Source organism: Klebsiella sp. AqSCr, assembly GCF_008452795.1.
In the GTDB taxonomy this organism is placed as follows: domain Bacteria; phylum Pseudomonadota; class Gammaproteobacteria; order Enterobacterales; family Enterobacteriaceae; genus Klebsiella; species Klebsiella pneumoniae.
The window spans coordinates 3151925-3167476 of sequence record NZ_MJDM01000005.1 but is presented as its reverse complement, the minus strand read 5'-3'; the positions used below and the strand labels follow the sequence as shown (position 1 = coordinate 3167476).

Annotated in this window: 11 protein-coding genes and 2 tRNA genes; 9 read left to right on the top strand and 4 right to left on the bottom strand. The window is 56.2% G+C overall.

Translation table 11 applies throughout. The annotated features are described in order from the left end of the window. Positions 1-35 precede the first annotated feature (35 nt). On the bottom strand, positions 36-1439 hold the full coding sequence (chiP, locus tag BHE81_RS19490; protein WP_004152230.1) for a chitoporin ChiP: 1404 nt from the start codon (positions 1437-1439) through the stop codon (positions 36-38). Positions 1440-1668: 229 nt separating this feature from the next. Here chiP and BHE81_RS29145 point away from each other — a divergent pair, with 229 nt between their 5' ends. Next, complete coding sequence (locus BHE81_RS29145) at positions 1669-1821, top strand: hypothetical protein (RefSeq protein ID WP_410404544.1); 153 nt, start codon at positions 1669-1671, stop codon at positions 1819-1821. A 53-nt stretch (positions 1822-1874) separates the two neighbouring features. On the opposite strand, the gene glnS is transcribed toward BHE81_RS29145, so the two are convergent. Further along, entirely contained in the window at positions 1875-3542 is a 1668-nt protein-coding gene (gene glnS / locus BHE81_RS19480) for a glutamine--tRNA ligase (RefSeq protein ID WP_002894753.1), read from the bottom strand. 178 nt (positions 3543-3720) lie between these two features. Then, positions 3721-5691, bottom strand: coding sequence for a PTS N-acetyl glucosamine transporter subunit IIABC (nagE, locus tag BHE81_RS19475; RefSeq protein WP_149888821.1), 1971 nt, complete (start codon positions 5689-5691; stop codon positions 3721-3723). 314 nt (positions 5692-6005) lie between these two features. Between nagE and nagB the strand changes: the two genes are divergently transcribed. The 7 genes from nagB to BHE81_RS19430 all read left to right on the top strand — a co-directional run bounded on the left by nagB (position 6006) and on the right by BHE81_RS19430 (position 12545). Beyond that, positions 6006-6806, top strand: a complete 801-nt coding sequence (gene nagB, locus BHE81_RS19465) for a glucosamine-6-phosphate deaminase (protein WP_002894749.1) — start codon at positions 6006-6008, stop codon at positions 6804-6806. Between the two features lie 113 nt (positions 6807-6919). Beyond that, positions 6920-8068 carry an N-acetylglucosamine-6-phosphate deacetylase gene (gene nagA / locus BHE81_RS19460; RefSeq protein ID WP_002894747.1) on the top strand — a complete coding sequence of 383 codons (1149 nt, stop codon included), beginning with the start codon at positions 6920-6922 and terminating at the stop codon, positions 8066-8068. A gap of 8 nt (positions 8069-8076) precedes the next feature. Further along, entirely contained in the window at positions 8077-9297 is a 1221-nt protein-coding gene (gene nagC, locus BHE81_RS19455) for a DNA-binding transcriptional regulator NagC (RefSeq protein WP_004179041.1), read from the top strand. Positions 9298-9413: 116 nt separating this feature from the next. After that, positions 9414-10166: an HAD-IIA family hydrolase gene (locus BHE81_RS19450; protein WP_002894738.1), complete on the top strand. Its 753-nt coding sequence runs from the start codon at positions 9414-9416 to the stop codon at positions 10164-10166. Positions 10167-10444: 278 nt separating this feature from the next. Beyond that, entirely contained in the window at positions 10445-12109 is a 1665-nt protein-coding gene (gene asnB / locus BHE81_RS19445; protein ID WP_002894734.1) for an asparagine synthase B, read from the top strand. Positions 12110-12346: 237 nt separating this feature from the next. Beyond that, positions 12347-12423 (top strand) — tRNA-Met (locus BHE81_RS19435). Positions 12424-12470: 47 nt separating this feature from the next. Beyond that, a tRNA-Gln gene (locus BHE81_RS19430) sits at positions 12471-12545 on the top strand. Between the two features lie 119 nt (positions 12546-12664). On the opposite strand, the gene ubiF is transcribed toward BHE81_RS19430, so the two are convergent. Beyond that, positions 12665-13840, bottom strand: coding sequence for a 3-demethoxyubiquinol 3-hydroxylase (gene ubiF / locus BHE81_RS19425; RefSeq protein WP_020802204.1), 1176 nt, complete (start codon positions 13838-13840; stop codon positions 12665-12667). A gap of 179 nt (positions 13841-14019) precedes the next feature. Between ubiF and miaB the strand changes: the two genes are divergently transcribed. Continuing rightward, positions 14020-15444 (top strand): tRNA (N6-isopentenyl adenosine(37)-C2)-methylthiotransferase MiaB, encoded by a 1425-nt coding sequence (gene miaB / locus BHE81_RS19420; protein WP_002894730.1) that lies wholly within the window; start codon positions 14020-14022, stop codon positions 15442-15444. Positions 15445-15552 lie beyond the last annotated feature (108 nt).

The following is a 15552-nucleotide window of genomic DNA, read 5'->3' as shown; positions in this document are numbered from 1 at the left end:
AGAGGTGCGGCAGGCTCACGCCCGCCGCGCAGGCATCAGAAAATAGTGAACGGGGCGATAACCATGAACTTCACGTCGCGCTCATCCTGGAAGATGTTGCCGTAGCCGCCGCTCCAGCTCGGAATATCGGAATGGTTGTCGTATTGGGTAAAGTGCAGTTTGAACAGGGTGCCCTTCGCCCGCCCTTCCTGTACGGTATACATTGCATCCAGGCTATAGGCCGACTCTTTCAGGCGATAGTCAGGGTCATAGTACGCATCCGGAGAGGACATTCTTCCCGGCTTCGCATCCCAGGCGTAGACATAAGACGCGCCGAACGCCCAGCCCGGCATATCCCAGTTTTTCATGTCATACATCGCGCCAAAGAAGACCGCTTTTTCGCCATTGGCGTTAAAGTCGGAGCGGTTATCCCACCAGATATCGAGACGACCATTGGAAGAGGCGTAGGTCGGGGTCATACGCTGCAGGAAGTAGCCCTGCTGGCCATCAGCCTTCACCCAGGTTCCCTCGAGACGCAGATCCAGGACATCCGCCACCTTATAACCAAAGGTTAACGCCTGCAGCCATGCGGTGCCATCATAGATGTCGTTGACCCCGCCGTTGCTGACCTTATCGCGGGTGCCGTAGAACTGGTAGCTGGTGCTCAGCGGCGCGCCGGCGACGTCAAACTTGTAGCTGGCTTTAGCAAAGTACTGATCGATATAGCCCTGAGCCTGACCAAATGCCGCCTCCAGCACCAGGTCATTTTTGAAATCATATTTAGCACCGACGGAGTGGAGATAATCGACTTTGGTCTTCTTATCGTTCTGATAGAAATCGTCCATCTCGATATGCCATGGCGCTTTATACTCGTTCGTCCACATATAGGAGAAACTTAACGCGCCCGCCGTGCCATAGTCGAAGTTAGCCCCGGCCTCCGCCCCCTGATAGGTACCTGGCATAAAACTCCAGTGCGGGGCCAGCAGAGTCTGGCCGGTTGGCTGGATATAGCCCGCACGTGCCCACGCCGGACCATATTTGAATTTCGCTGCGGCTTTATACAGGCTGATGCCGCTCTTATCGCCGGAATAGTCTTCGTCATAGGCTTTGTTACGTGACGAGAAGGCAATTTCGTTCGGGTGGCCGCTATCGCCGTTCTCCGCCATTTCAATCGCGGTAAACGCGGCAATATCAAGGCCAAACATATCGGCGGCATAGCCGGACTGGAAGTCCAGGTTGGCGTTCCAGGTGGAGTGGGAAAGGTTGGTTTTGTATTTGTCGCCGTCGGTCACATCTTTACGGTCACGCTCACGCTGCCAGTAATAGATACCGCCGGTTAAGGTTGAATCATCGATAAAGCCTGCTGCGCTGGCCTGTGGAGCAACAACCCAGCCCGACATCGCGGTGACGGCGGCAATAGCCAGCGCCAGCGTACTACGTTTGCCACTAAACGTACGCATGTGCATATCCTCTTTGACGTTTTAAAAGGCGAAGACCAGCGGTCAATCGCTAAAAAATAAATAAAACTGCAAAATGTGGGGCGGTAAAAAAGACCGCGAAACCACTATAGATAGACTATTTTTCGTGACGCGAATTATCAATGTTTTTCGTGAGGCAAAGCTTAAGATTATGACAAAGCGCACATATTTTATGTCGTTTTGTTACAGTCTTATCTCTGATGATTTTGTTATGGAAGTCATTGCAAAATCAGGGAAAAACGCAATCATTGAAAGCGATTACATTGGTTTTTTGTATGTGACAGGAAACATCAGAAGCGCTATTTATTACCGCGCAGAAACAGAATTAATTCGCATCGCGAAAATGAAAAGTTTAATTAGCTGATTCTGAAACAAAAAAAGCGCCGCTGGGAGCGACGCTTTGACAGAAAAGAAATGTTATTCGCCCGCTTTCGCCCAGGTATCACGCAGCCCGACGGTGCGGTTGAACACCAGATTGGTTGCGGTTGCATAGCGGCTGTCGAGGCAGAAATAGCCTTCACGCTCAAACTGGTAAGCTTTACCGGCTTCGGCCTGCGCCAGGCTCGGCTCCGCGTACCCCTGTTTGATCACCAGCGATTCCGGGTTGATTACCGCGAGGAAATCGTCCGCCGCGCCCGGGTTTGGCACGCTGAACAGACGATCGTAGAGACGGATCTCTACCGGCAGCGCATGCGCCGCGCTTACCCAATGGATCACGCCTTTGACCTTGCGGCCGTCGGCCGGGTCTTTGCTCAGGGTGTCGGCATCGTAGGTGCAGAAGATGGTGGTAATATTGCCTTCGGCATCTTTCTCCACGCGTTCCGCTTTGATGACGTAGGCGTTGCGCAGACGCACTTCTTTACCCAGCACCAGACGCTTGTACTGTTTGTTGGCTTCTTCGCGGAAGTCCGCGCGATCGATCCAGATTTCGGCGCTGAACGGCACTTCACGACTGCCCATTTCCGGCTTGTTCGGATGGTTCGGCATCACCACCATTTCGCTTTCGCCCTGCGGATAGTTCTCGATAACCAGTTTCACCGGATCGATCACCGCCATCGCGCGCGGGGCGTTTTCGTTCAGATCTTCACGAATGCAGGACTCCAGCGACGCCATCTCGATGGTGTTGTCCTGCTTGGTCACGCCGATGCGCTTGCAGAACTCGCGGATGGATTCGGCGGTGTAGCCGCGACGACGCAGACCGGAGATGGTCGGCATACGCGGGTCGTCCCAGCCTTCCACGTGCTTCTCAGTCACCAGCTGGTTCAGCTTACGCTTGGACATCACGGTGTATTCGAGATTCAGGCGCGAGAATTCGTACTGACGCGGATGCACCGGGATGCTGATGTTGTCCAGCACCCAATCGTACAGGCGGCGGTTGTCCTGGAACTCCAGGGTACACAGCGAGTGGGTAATGCCTTCCAGCGCATCGCTGATGCAGTGGGTGAAGTCGTACATCGGGTAGATGCACCACTTGTTGCCAGTCTGATGATGCTCAGCGAACTTAATGCGGTACAGCACCGGATCGCGCATCACGATAAACGGCGACGCCATATCGATCTTCGCGCGCAAGCAGGCTTTGCCTTCTTCGAAGCCGCCGCTGCGCATTTTTTCAAACAGCGCCAGGTTCTCTTCCACGCTGCGGTCGCGATACGGGCTGTTTTTACCCGGCGCTTTCAGGGTGCCGCGGTATTCGCGAATTTCATCAGGAGAGAGTTCATCAACATAGGCCAGACCTTTGTTGATCAGCTCAACCGCATACTGATGCAGCTGATCGAAATAATCAGACGAGTAGCATACGTCCCCGGACCAGTGGAAACCTAACCACTGCACGTCGTTTTTAATCGACTCAACGTATTCGATATCTTCTTTCACCGGGTTGGTGTCATCGAAACGCAGGTTGCATTGGCCCTGATAATCCTGGGCGATGCCGAAGTTCAGGCAGATGGATTTTGCATGGCCAATGTGCAGATAACCGTTCGGCTCCGGCGGGAAGCGAGTGTGAACGGTGGTATGTTTACCGGTAGCCAGATCTTCATCAATAATCTGACGGATAAAGTTAGTCGGGCGGGCTTCTGCCTCACTCATCACGGGTTCCTCAAAGCGTAAACAACGTATAACGGCACATGATCTTACAAGCAGGGCGTAGTGACAACTATTAGTTACGTAAAATAGGTATCAGAAGAGGATTATGGGGCCGATTGCTGGAAAAAAAAGCGGCGAAGGTTTCCCTTCGCCGCTGAGGCAAAAACTCGACTCAGGAGCCTTACTTGCCTTTAATCTCATACAGCGGCGTCTGGCCAGCAACGACCTTACCGCTCGCCAGTATCACCAGCGCGCTGTAGTCATCGCTGTTGCTGCAGACGACCGGACTGATCATTGAGCGCGCGTTGGCGTTGAGGAAGTCCAGATCCATTTCCAGAATCGGCTCACCCGCCTTCACGTCCGTGCCCTCTTCAACCAGACGTTTGAAGCCCTTGCCTTCCAGCGCCACAGTGTCGATACCCATGTGAACGACGATTTCCGCACCGTTGTTGGTTTCGAGGCAGAACGCGTGGTTAGTGTTGAAAATTTTCACCACGGTACCTGCGGCCGGGGCCACCACGATGTTGCTGGTCGGTTTCACCGCGATCCCGTCGCCAACGGCTTTGCTGGCGAAGGCTTCGTCCGGCACCTGCTCGAGGGCCACCACGTCACCGGTAATCGGCGAAACCAGCGACTCAACGGTCTTCGCGTTCGCTACCGCCTGCGGTTTAGCCGCGGGCGCTGCGGTGGCGACGTTGCCAGCCGGTGCGGCTGTTTGCGCGCCTATCGGGGCTGCCGCTACCGGGCCGCGGGTAACCACTTTTTTCATCTCATCGCCGATAGACTCTGCTTTCGCACCGACGATAACCTGGATGGTTTGCTTATTCAGTTTCACCACCCCGGACGCGCCGAGACGTTTACAGGCGGCGTCGTTCACCTTCGCCGAATCGCCCACGGTCAGACGCAGACGGGTGATACAGGCGTCAATGGCTTTCAGGTTGTCCGTTCCGCCCACCGCGGCGATATAGCTGGTCGCCAGCTGGGTCAGCCCCTCTTCAGTGTTGCTGTTGGCTTCTTCCGTTACCACGTCAGCGGCTTTGTCTTCACGACCCGGCGTTTTCAGGTTGAACATGCGGATCACCGCGCTGAACAGCAGGAAGTAGACGAAGAAGAACACCACGCCCATCACCAGCAGCATCCAGACGTTTTTGCTGGCGGCCGGCAGGCTGTACATCAGCACGTAGTCAATTGCACCTGCGGAGAAGGAGAAGCCCGCATGGATCCCGAGCGCCGTTGCGATGAACAGGCTGATACCGGTCAGCACCGCATGCAGGAGGTACAGCAGCGGAGCCAGGAACATGAACAGGAATTCCAGCGGCTCGGTTACCCCGGTCAGGAACGCGGTGATGGCCACGGACAGCAGCATACCGCCGACCATCGGACGACGCGCTTTCGGCGCCGCCAGATACATCGCCAGCGCCGCACCCGGCAGACCAAACATCATGATTGGGAAGAAGCCGGACATGAACATCCCCGCGGTGCCGTCGCCGGCGTAGAAGCGGTTGATGTCGCCGTGGAACACAGCGCCAGCGGCGTTAGTGAACTCACCAATCTGGAACCAGGCGATGGTGTTCAGCACCTGATGCAGACCGGTTGGGATCAGCAGACGGTTGATGAAACCAAAGATACCGGAACCCAGCGCCCCTGCGGAGACGATCCATTCGCCGCCAGAGTGGATAGCGTGCTGCACCGGCGGCCAGACGTAGCCGAAGATCGCCGCGAGGATCAGACAGAAGAAGCCGGTGGCGATCGGCACGAAGCGTTTGCCGCCGAAGAAGCTCAGGAAGTCCGGCAGCTTGATGCCGGCCCAGCGGTTGTATACCGCCCCTGCCACCAGACCGGTAATGATACCGGCCAGCACGCCCATATTGATTTCCGGGTTGATGGTGACCATCGCTTTGGTCATCACGAAATACCCTACCGCACCGGCCAGCGCCGCAGAACCGGCGTTATCCTTGGACCAGCTTGATGCCACACCAATTGCGAAGATCAGCGCCAGATTATCGAAGATCGCCCCACCCGCTTGCGCGATGAAGGGTACATTCAACAGGTCTGGTTGCCCGAAACGCAGCAGCAATGCCGCGACCGGCAGCACTGCGATAGGGAGCTGCAACGCCCTACCCAGTCGCTGAAAGAAACCTAAAATATTCATCTTATTCCCCCTATGAGACCCCGATGAGGCTCATTTCAAAGCCACTTTTTTATTGTGTAACAAGGTCGGTTTTATCACTTACCGGCAAAGTGTGTGAAAAATTAATTCGTATCGCAAATTAAATGGGTATTTTTTGTGATAATTGTCACCAAATATCGTATTCCCTCCTCCCTTGCACTGGCTAACAACGAAAACTTATTTTATCATTCAAAAAATCAACACGGATTGACCCCGGTCGGCGCAGTTGCTGCAATACTCTCCTTAGAGTGCTGGCGCCAATCCGCCAGAATCTACTTTGACTATAGAGGTGAAGAATGAGACTGATTCCCCTGGTAACCGCTGAGCAGGTCGGTAAATGGGCTGCCCGCCATATCGTTAACCGCATTAATGCATTTAAACCAACCGCGGACCGTCCGTTCGTCCTGGGTCTGCCAACCGGTGGTACCCCGCTGACCGCCTACAAGGCGCTGGTTGAAATGCATAAAGCAGGCCAGGTTAGCTTCAAGCACGTCGTCACCTTTAACATGGATGAATACGTTGGCCTGCCGAAAGAGCATCCGGAAAGCTATCATAGCTTTATGCACCGTAATTTCTTTGACCACGTTGATATTCCGGCAGAAAATATCAACCTGCTGAATGGTAACGCGCCGGACATCGATGCGGAATGCCGTCGCTATGAAGAAAAAATTCGTTCCTACGGTAAAATCCACCTGTTCATGGGCGGCGTGGGCAACGATGGTCATATCGCGTTTAACGAACCGGCCTCTTCTCTGGCGTCCCGCACCCGTATTAAGACCCTGACCCATGAAACCCGCGTAGCGAACTCCCGCTTCTTCGACGGCGATGTGGATCTGGTGCCGAAATATGCGCTGACCGTCGGTGTGGGCACCCTGCTGGACGCAGAAGAAGTGATGATTCTGGTGCTGGGTCATCAGAAAGCGCTGGCGCTGCAGGCGGCGGTAGAAGGTAACGTCAACCACATGTGGACTATTACCTGTCTGCAGCTGCATCCGAAGGCGGTGATCGTCTGCGACGAACCGTCCACCATGGAGCTGAAAGTGAAGACGCTGAAATATTTCAACGAATTAGAAGCTGAAAATATTAAAGGTCTGTAATGTAGTCCTTCCCGCGCCCTGGCGCGGGATCATCTTTTTCTTTGTACGCACCATCATGTCGGCGGCAAACGAACGAACGCTGACCTGATGAGGCGTATATACCGGGGGTCGTAATGTATGCATTAACCCAGGGCCGGGTTTATACCGGTCATGAAATTCTCGATGACCATGCGGTTGTTATCGCTAATGGCTTTATCGAACGTCTTTGTCCGCTGGCAGATTTGCCGTCTGACATCGAGCAGCGCTCAGTCAACGGCGCAATAATCGCCCCCGGTTTTATCGACGTCCAGCTCAACGGCTGCGGCGGCGTGCAGTTTAACGACAGCCCAGAGGCGGTCACTGTCGAAACGCTGGAGATCATGCAGAAGGCCAACGAACGCTCAGGCTGCACCAGCTTCCTGCCGACGCTGATTACCTCCAGCGACGATCTGATGAAGCAAGGCGTGCGCGTGATGCGCGAATATCTGCAAAAACATCCGAACCAGGCGCTGGGCCTGCATCTCGAAGGGCCGTGGCTGAATATCGTTAAGAAAGGCACCCACAATCCGGACTACGTGCGTAAACCGGACGCGGCGCTGGTCGATTTCCTGTGCGACAACGCCGATGTGATCACCAAAGTGACCCTCGCCCCTGAGCGCGTTGAGCCAGAAGTGATCCGCAAACTGGTCGCCGCCGGGATCGTTGTCTCCGCGGGCCACTCCAACGCTACGCTGAAAGAGGCGAAAGTCGGCTTCCGCGCGGGCATTACCTTCGCCACCCACCTGTATAATGCGATGCCGTACATTACCGGCCGCGAACCGGGTCTTGCCGGGGCGATTTTTGACGAGCCGGATGTCTACTGCGGTATCATCGTCGACGGGATGCACGTCGATTACGCCAACGTGCGCAACGCCAAGCGCCTGAAAGGCGACAAGCTGTGCCTGGTCACCGACGCCACCGCGCCGGCGGGGGCGAATATTGACCAGTTCATTTTTGCCGGGAAAACAATATACTACCGCAATGGGCTGTGCGTAGATGAAAACGGCACCCTCAGCGGATCTTCGCTGACCATGATTGAAGGGGTGCGTAATCTGGTTGAGCATTGCGGCGTGGCACTGGACGAAGTATTGCGCATGGCGACGCTCTATCCTGCGCGCGCTATCGGCGTGGACAAGCAGCTCGGCAGCATTGCGCCGGGCATGGTCGCTAACCTGACCGCCTTTACACGCGATTATAAAATCACCAAGACCATCGTTAATGGTAACGAGGTCGTCACTGAGTAAGTAAAAGTATGACAGCAGGCGGACAAGCTCAAATTGGTAACGTTGACCTCGTAAAACAACTGAACAGCGCGGCCGTGTACCGCCTGATTGACCAGCATGGGCCCATCTCGCGCATTCAGATAGCCGAACAAAGCCAGCTTGCCCCTGCCAGCGTGACCAAAATCACGCGTCAGCTTATTGAGCGCGGCCTGATCAAAGAAGTCGATCAGCAGGCCTCCACCGGTGGCCGCCGCGCTATCTCTATCATCGCAGAAACTCGCAACTTCAACGCCATCGGCGTGCGGCTTGGCCGCTATGACGCCACTCTGACCCTGTATGATTTAAGCAGCAAGCCCCTGGAAGAGGAGCACTTCCCGCTGCCCGAGCGCACCCAGGAAACGCTGGAACACGCCCTGCTGAATATCATCGCCACCTTTATCGAAAACTGTCAGCGCAAAATTCGAGAGCTGATCGCTATCTCAGTGATCCTGCCGGGCCTCGTCGACCCGGAAAGCGGCGTGATCCGCTATATGCCGCACATTGCGGTGGAAAACTGGGGCCTGGTCGGGGCGCTGGAGAAACGCTTCAATGTTACCTGCTTTGTTGGCCACGATATCCGCAGCCTGGCGCTGGCCGAGCACTATTTTGGCGCAAGCCAGGATTGCGAAGACTCCATTCTGGTGCGCGTGCACCGCGGTACCGGGGCGGGGATTATCTCCAACGGGCGCATTTTTATCGGCCGCAACGGCAACGTCGGCGAAATTGGCCATATTCAGGTCGACCCGCTGGGCGAACGCTGCCACTGCGGCAACTTCGGCTGTCTGGAGACCGTCGCGGCCAATGCCGCCATTGAACAGCGGGTTCGCCACCTGCTGGAGCAGGGCTACCAGAGCCGTCTGACGCCGGATGACTGCACGATCAAAACTATCTGCAAAGCGGCCAACAAGGGCGATGCCCTGGCCTGCGAGGTGATTGAGTACGTGGGGCGCCACCTCGGGAAAACGATCGCCATCGCCATTAACCTGTTCAACCCACAAAAAATCGTCGTCGCCGGCGAAATAGTGGAAGCTGAAAAGGTCCTTCTTCCGGCCATCGAAGGCTGCATTAACGCCCAGGCGCTTAAGGCGTTTCGTAAGAACCTGCCGGTGGTGCGCTCCACCCTCGATCACCGCTCTGCAATCGGCGCCTTCGCGCTGGTCAAACGCGCCATGCTCAATGGCACGCTGCTGCAGCGTTTGCTTGAGAGCTAATCGCCCCTTTTCTGATAGCGCGTCACCTTGATACGGGCGGGCCTCGCCCGTCAGAGGTGTGAAACCTCATCGATGACGCGTATAGTTTCGTCTTTGTTAATGATTCTGGACCCACCATGACCATTCAAAACATAATTTGTGATATTGACGGCGTACTGATGCACGATAACGTCGCCGTTCCCGGCGCAGCCGAGTTTATCAAGCGCATCCTCGATAAAGGCATGCCGCTGGTAATGCTGACCAACTACCCGTCGCAAACCGGCCAGGATCTGGCGAACCGTTTCGCCACCGCTGGAATTGATGTTCCGGATAGCGCCTTTTACACCTCAGCGATGGCCACCGCCGATTTTCTGCGTCGCCAGGAAGGCAAAAAAGCCTACGTGGTGGGAGAAGGGGCGCTGATCCACGAGCTGTACAAAGCCGGCTTTACCATTACCGATGTGAACCCGGATTTTGTCATCGTCGGAGAAACTCGCTCCTTTAACTGGGAAATGATGCATAAGGCCGCCTTCTTCGTCGCCAACGGCGCCCGCTTCATTGCCACTAACCCGGATACGCACGGTCGCGGCTTCTACCCTGCCTGCGGCGCGTTGTGCGCCGGGATCGAGAAGATCTCCGGCCGTAAGCCGTTTTACGTCGGCAAACCCAGCCCGTGGATCATCCGTTCAGCACTGAATAAAATGCAGGCTCACTCCGAGCAGACGGTGATCGTCGGCGATAACCTGCGCACCGATATACTGGCCGGTTTCCAGGCGGGGCTGGAGACTATTTTGGTGCTCTCCGGCGTCTCCACCCTCGACGACATCGACAGCATGCCGTTCCGCCCGTCGTGGATTTACCCTTCCGTCGCGGAAATCGATATTTTCTGATGCCAACCACGTCGCAGGACGTGGTTTTTCATTTCTAGCGGCCATCAGAATTACCCCATCTAATAAAAACGGCCTATAAATACGAATTCCTCAATAAAGCCGTTCAAAAGATACTCTTTTTTCACTGTTCAACAATCACGGTTGCGTTTTTTCTTTTTCCGGCCGCAAAACCCTTGCGCCTGCTCCCCCTTTACGGCATTTTCTTAAGCACGCACTCAGGCTTCGCCACGAGACGAAGCCAGCACAACATCAAACACGACAGGGTAATGGAGAAGGCTATGTGTTCTATTTTTGGCGTACTGGATATTAAAACTGACGCAGGCGAGCTGCGTAAAAAGGCGCTGGAGCTTTCCCGCCTGATGCGCCACCGCGGTCCGGACTGGTCTGGCGTATATGCCAGCGACAAAGCGATTCTGGCGCACGAGCGCCTGTCGATTGTCGACGTCAACGCCGGGGCCCAGCCGCTGTACAACGCCGAAAAAACCCATGCGCTGGCCGTTAACGGCGAGATCTACAACCACCAGGCGCTGCGCGCGGAGTATGGCGATCGCTACCAGTTCCAGACCGGTTCCGACTGCGAAGTGATCCTCGCGCTGTATCAGGAAAAAGGCCCGGAGTTCCTCGACGATCTGCAGGGAATGTTCGCCTTCGCCCTGTACGACAGCGAAAAAGACGCGTACTTAATTGGCCGCGACCATATCGGCATTATCCCGCTGTATATGGGCCATGACGAACACGGCAACTTCTATGTCGCCTCCGAAATGAAAGCGCTGGTGCCAGTATGCCGCACCATTAAAGAGTTCCCGGCGGGCAGCTACCTGTGGAGCAAAGACGGCGAAATCCGCCAGTATTATCAGCGCGACTGGTTTGATTACGACGCGGTGAAAGACAACGTTACCGATAAGAACGAGCTGCGCCAGGCGCTGGAAGAGTCGGTGAAAAGCCACCTGATGTCCGACGTGCCTTACGGCGTGCTGCTCTCCGGCGGTCTTGATTCATCGGTCATCTCGGCTATCACCAAGAAATTCGCCGCCCGTCGCGTCGAAGATCAGGAGCGTAGCGAAGCCTGGTGGCCGCAGCTGCACTCTTTCGCGGTCGGTCTGGAAGGCTCTCCTGACCTGAAAGCGGCGCAGGAGGTGGCCAACCACCTCGGCACCGTGCACCACGAAATTCACTTTACCGTCCAGGAAGGGCTGGATGCCATCCGCGACGTTATCTATCACATCGAAACCTACGATGTGACCACTATTCGCGCCTCGACGCCGATGTACCTGATGTCGCGGAAAATTAAAGCCATGGGCATCAAAATGGTGCTTTCCGGCGAAGGTTCGGACGAAGTGTTCGGCGGCTACCTCTACTTCCATAAGGCGCCGAACGCCAAAGAACTGCACGAAGAGACGGTGCGTAAGCTGCAGGCGCTGCATATGTTTGACTGCGCCCGCGCCAACAAAGCGATGTCCGCCTGGGGCGTGGAGGCCCGCGTGCCGTTCCTCGACAAGAAGTTCCTCGACGTCGCGATGCGCATTAACCCGCAGGATAAGATGTGCGGCAACGGCAAAATGGAAAAACACATTCTGCGCGAATGCTTTGAATCCTACCTGCCGGCCAGCGTCGCCTGGCGCCAGAAGGAGCAGTTCTCTGACGGCGTCGGCTACAGCTGGATCGATACCCTGAAAGAAGTGGCCGCCAAACAGATCAGCGACCAGCAACTGGAAACCGCAAGCTTCCGCTTCCCGTACAACACGCCGACCTCCAAAGAAGGCTATTTGTACCGCGAGATCTTCGAAGAGCTGTTCCCGCTGCCGAGCGCGGCGGAGTGCGTCCCTGGCGGTCCGTCGGTGGCCTGCTCTTCAGCGAAAGCCATTGAGTGGGATGAAGCGTTCAAAACCATGAACGATCCATCAGGCCGCGCGGTCGGTGTCCACCAGTCGGCTTACAAATAAGCCCAGACGGGCGGTGAAACGCAAAACGGACCCTCCGGGGTCCGTTTTCTTTTTGCCGGATTTATACCGCTGAAAAACGATAAATAACCAATAATTGCCGAATATTCCAGCGAGCTGTTCGCAACCTAACCAAACAGTCACATTACAACGATTTTCCTTGAAAAAGAGGTTGACGCTCGCAGGCCCAATACGCATAATGCGCCCCGCAACGCCGATAAGGTTACGCGAAAAAAAGATGGCTACGTAGCTCAGCTGGTTAGAGCACATCACTCATAATGATGGGGTCACAGGTTCGAATCCCGTCGTAGCCACCAAATTCTGGACGTATCGATACGCATCGATAAATCCGCAAACAATTTGTTGGGGTATCGCCAAGCGGTAAGGCACCGGATTCTGATTCCGGCATTCCGAGGTTCGAATCCTCGTACCCCAGCCATTTCAATGCAAAAAAGCTCACTTCGGTGGGCTTTTTTGCTATTGGCGTCCTGACATGCTTACTCCGTACTGACTGCCGGGCAGGCGCTCTCCGCTACGCCCCTGCCCGGGAAGCCGGTTTTACAAGCCTAAGGCATACTTCAGCGCCTGACGCTTCAGCACCCCGGCGCGTTCAGCCGCCATCAGGCCAATATTACGCAGCATCCGCACCGGCGCCAGGTCATTGCTGAAACCGGCATAAAAGAGGTCCATCCCCGACTGCATGATAAAATTATCCGCTCGCCGCCGCGCCTGGTAGCGCTTCAGCACCGGCAGGCTGGCCCAGTCTTCGCCGCGGCCGCGCGCTTCCGCCAGGATCTCCAGCAGGGCATCGACATCACGATAGCCAAGATTAACCCCCTGCCCCGCCAGTGGATGAATGGTGTGCGCCGCATCGCCCACCAGCGCCAGGCCGGGCTGAACATACTGCAGCGCATGACGCCGGGTGAGCGGGAAGGCGCCGGCCGCCTGCGGCGTCACCCGTCCCAGCCGCGCCGGAAAGTGACTGGCGATCTCCTGCTGGAGCTGCGCCATGGTCATGCTCTGCAGCTGACGGATCCGCGCCGGGGCGTCGTACCAGACCAGCGAGGCCCAGTGGTCGAACAGCGGCAGGAAGGCGCGTGGGCCGCTGGGAGTAAACTGCTGCCAGGTGCTGTCGCCGGGATCGTCGGCGCATTCGACGCTGATCAGCATACAGGACTGCTGATATTGCCAGGCGTGCACGCCGATGCCGGCCATCTCCCGCACCTGGGAGTTAGCGCCGTCGGCGCCGATAACCAGCCGGGCGTGGATCGTCTCCCCCTCGCGCAAATGCAACGCCGTCTGCGTCTCGCCGCGCTGCATCGTTTTCAGTTCGCTACCGACGCGCAGGGTAACCGCCTCATGCGCCGCCAGCGCTTGCCACAGGCCCCATTGCAGAACCTTGTTCTCGACCATATAGCCCAGCTCCGGCAGCTTGAGCTCCGCGGCGTCGAAGGCGACGTGCGCGCTCTCCCACTCCCAGGTCTCCAGACGGCGATAAGCATGGACGCGCATCGCCCGTATGGCATCCCAGACGCCGAGACTCTTCAGCAGGCCAACCGAAGCCGCGCTGATCGCCGAGATCCGCACATCCGGGGCGGATGCCGGATCGAACGCCGGTGGCGCCACTTTCTCAAGCACCGTCACGGTAAATCCCTGTTGCGCCAGCCCTAACGCCAGGGCGCCGCCGACCATGCCGCCGCCCACGATGGCGACATCTGTTACGTGAATTGTCATGGCTATTATCCTTAAAGCAGAATCCGTTAAGTTTACCGGATTTTTCGCCCTCTTGCGGCGATAACGCTCGCACTGGTCAGGGGGCGACCAAAGCATTACAATACGCGCCCTGGAATGCGAAATTCACCCTGTATATATCCCCGCGTTTTGGATATCTATTACTGAGCATGAGCAAGTCAATGACAAAAAAACTCCATATTAAAACCTGGGGCTGTCAGATGAACGAGTATGATTCATCAAAGATGGCCGATCTGCTGGATGCGACACATGGGTATCAACTGACCGAAGTGGCGGAAGAAGCAGATGTGCTGTTGCTCAATACCTGCTCAATTCGTGAGAAGGCCCAGGAAAAAGTTTTCCATCAGCTTGGCCGTTGGAAGCTGCTGAAAGAGAAGAACCCGGACCTGATTATTGGCGTCGGCGGCTGCGTGGCTTCCCAGGAAGGCGACCATATTCGCCAGCGCGCGCACTATGTCGATATTATTTTCGGGCCGCAAACCCTGCACCGCCTGCCGGAGATGATTAACTCCGTGCGCGGCAACCGCAGTCCGGTAGTTGATATCAGCTTCCCGGAAATTGAAAAATTCGATCGCCTGCCAGAGCCGCGCGCCGAAGGGCCGACCGCCTTTGTCTCGATTATGGAAGGTTGCAATAAATACTGCACCTACTGCGTGGTGCCGTATACCCGCGGAGAAGAAGTTAGCCGTCCGTGCGACGATATCCTGTTTGAAATCGCCCAGCTGGCGGCGCAGGGCGTGCGTGAGGTCAATCTGCTGGGGCAGAACGTTAACGCCTGGCGCGGTGAGAATTACGACGGCACCACCGGCAGCTTTGCCGACCTGCTGCGCCTGGTCGCCGCCATCGACGGCATCGACCGCATTCGCTTCACCACCAGCCACCCGATCGAATTTACCGACGATATCATCGACGTTTATCGCGATACGCCGGAGCTGGTGAGTTTCCTGCACCTGCCGGTGCAGAGTGGCTCCGACCGTGTGCTGAACCTGATGGGACGCACCCATACCGCGCTGGAGTATAAAGCGATTATTCGCAAGCTGCGTGAAGCGCGCCCGGATATTCAGATAAGCTCCGACTTTATCGTCGGCTTCCCCGGCGAAACCACGGAAGATTTCGAAAAGACCATGAAGCTCATCGCCGACGTCAATTTCGATATGAGCTACAGCTTTATCTTCTCCGCTCGCCCGGGCACCCCGGCGGCCGATATGGTCGACGACGTGCCGGAGGCGGACAAAAAACAGCGTCTGTATATCCTGCAGGAACGCATTAACCAGCAGGCGATGGCCTGGAGCCGTCGCATGCTCGGCACGGTACAGCGCATCCTGGTGGAAGGCACCTCGCGTAAGAACATCATGGAGCTCTCCGGACGTACGGAGAATAACCGGGTGGTCAACTTCGAAGGTACCCCGGACCTCGTCGGTAAGTTTGTCGATGTCGAAATCGTCGATGTATATACCAACTCGCTGCGCGGTAAAATCGTGCGCACCGAAGCGGAGATGGGTCTGCGTATCGCTGAATCACCCGAATCAGTGATTGCCCGCACCCGTAAAGAGAACGATCTTGGCGTGGGAATTTACCAGCCATGATCCCTTCAGGCCTGTCGGTTCCGGCAGGCCTTGTAATTCCTCTCTCCGTCCCTATATCTACAGCAATGCTTGCGCCATTTTCCTGTGACGTAAATAATTTCCTGATTA

Coding starts and splice junctions, on each gene's coding strand:
- chiP (WP_004152230.1), bottom strand. CDS start 1,439: ATGCGTACGTTTAGTGGCAAACGTAGTACGCTGGCGCTGGCTATTGCC.
- BHE81_RS29145 (WP_410404544.1), top strand. CDS start 1,669: ATGGAAGTCATTGCAAAATCAGGGAAAAACGCAATCATTGAAAGCGAT.
- glnS (WP_002894753.1), bottom strand. CDS start 3,542: ATGAGTGAGGCAGAAGCCCGCCCGACTAACTTTATCCGTCAGATTATT.
- nagE (WP_149888821.1), bottom strand. CDS start 5,691: ATGAATATTTTAGGTTTCTTTCAGCGACTGGGTAGGGCGTTGCAGCTC.
- nagB (WP_002894749.1), top strand. CDS start 6,006: ATGAGACTGATTCCCCTGGTAACCGCTGAGCAGGTCGGTAAATGGGCT.
- nagA (WP_002894747.1), top strand. CDS start 6,920: ATGTATGCATTAACCCAGGGCCGGGTTTATACCGGTCATGAAATTCTC.
- nagC (WP_004179041.1), top strand. CDS start 8,077: ATGACAGCAGGCGGACAAGCTCAAATTGGTAACGTTGACCTCGTAAAA.
- BHE81_RS19450 (WP_002894738.1), top strand. CDS start 9,414: ATGACCATTCAAAACATAATTTGTGATATTGACGGCGTACTGATGCAC.
- asnB (WP_002894734.1), top strand. CDS start 10,445: ATGTGTTCTATTTTTGGCGTACTGGATATTAAAACTGACGCAGGCGAG.
- ubiF (WP_020802204.1), bottom strand. CDS start 13,840: ATGACAATTCACGTAACAGATGTCGCCATCGTGGGCGGCGGCATGGTC.
- miaB (WP_002894730.1), top strand. CDS start 14,020: ATGACAAAAAAACTCCATATTAAAACCTGGGGCTGTCAGATGAACGAG.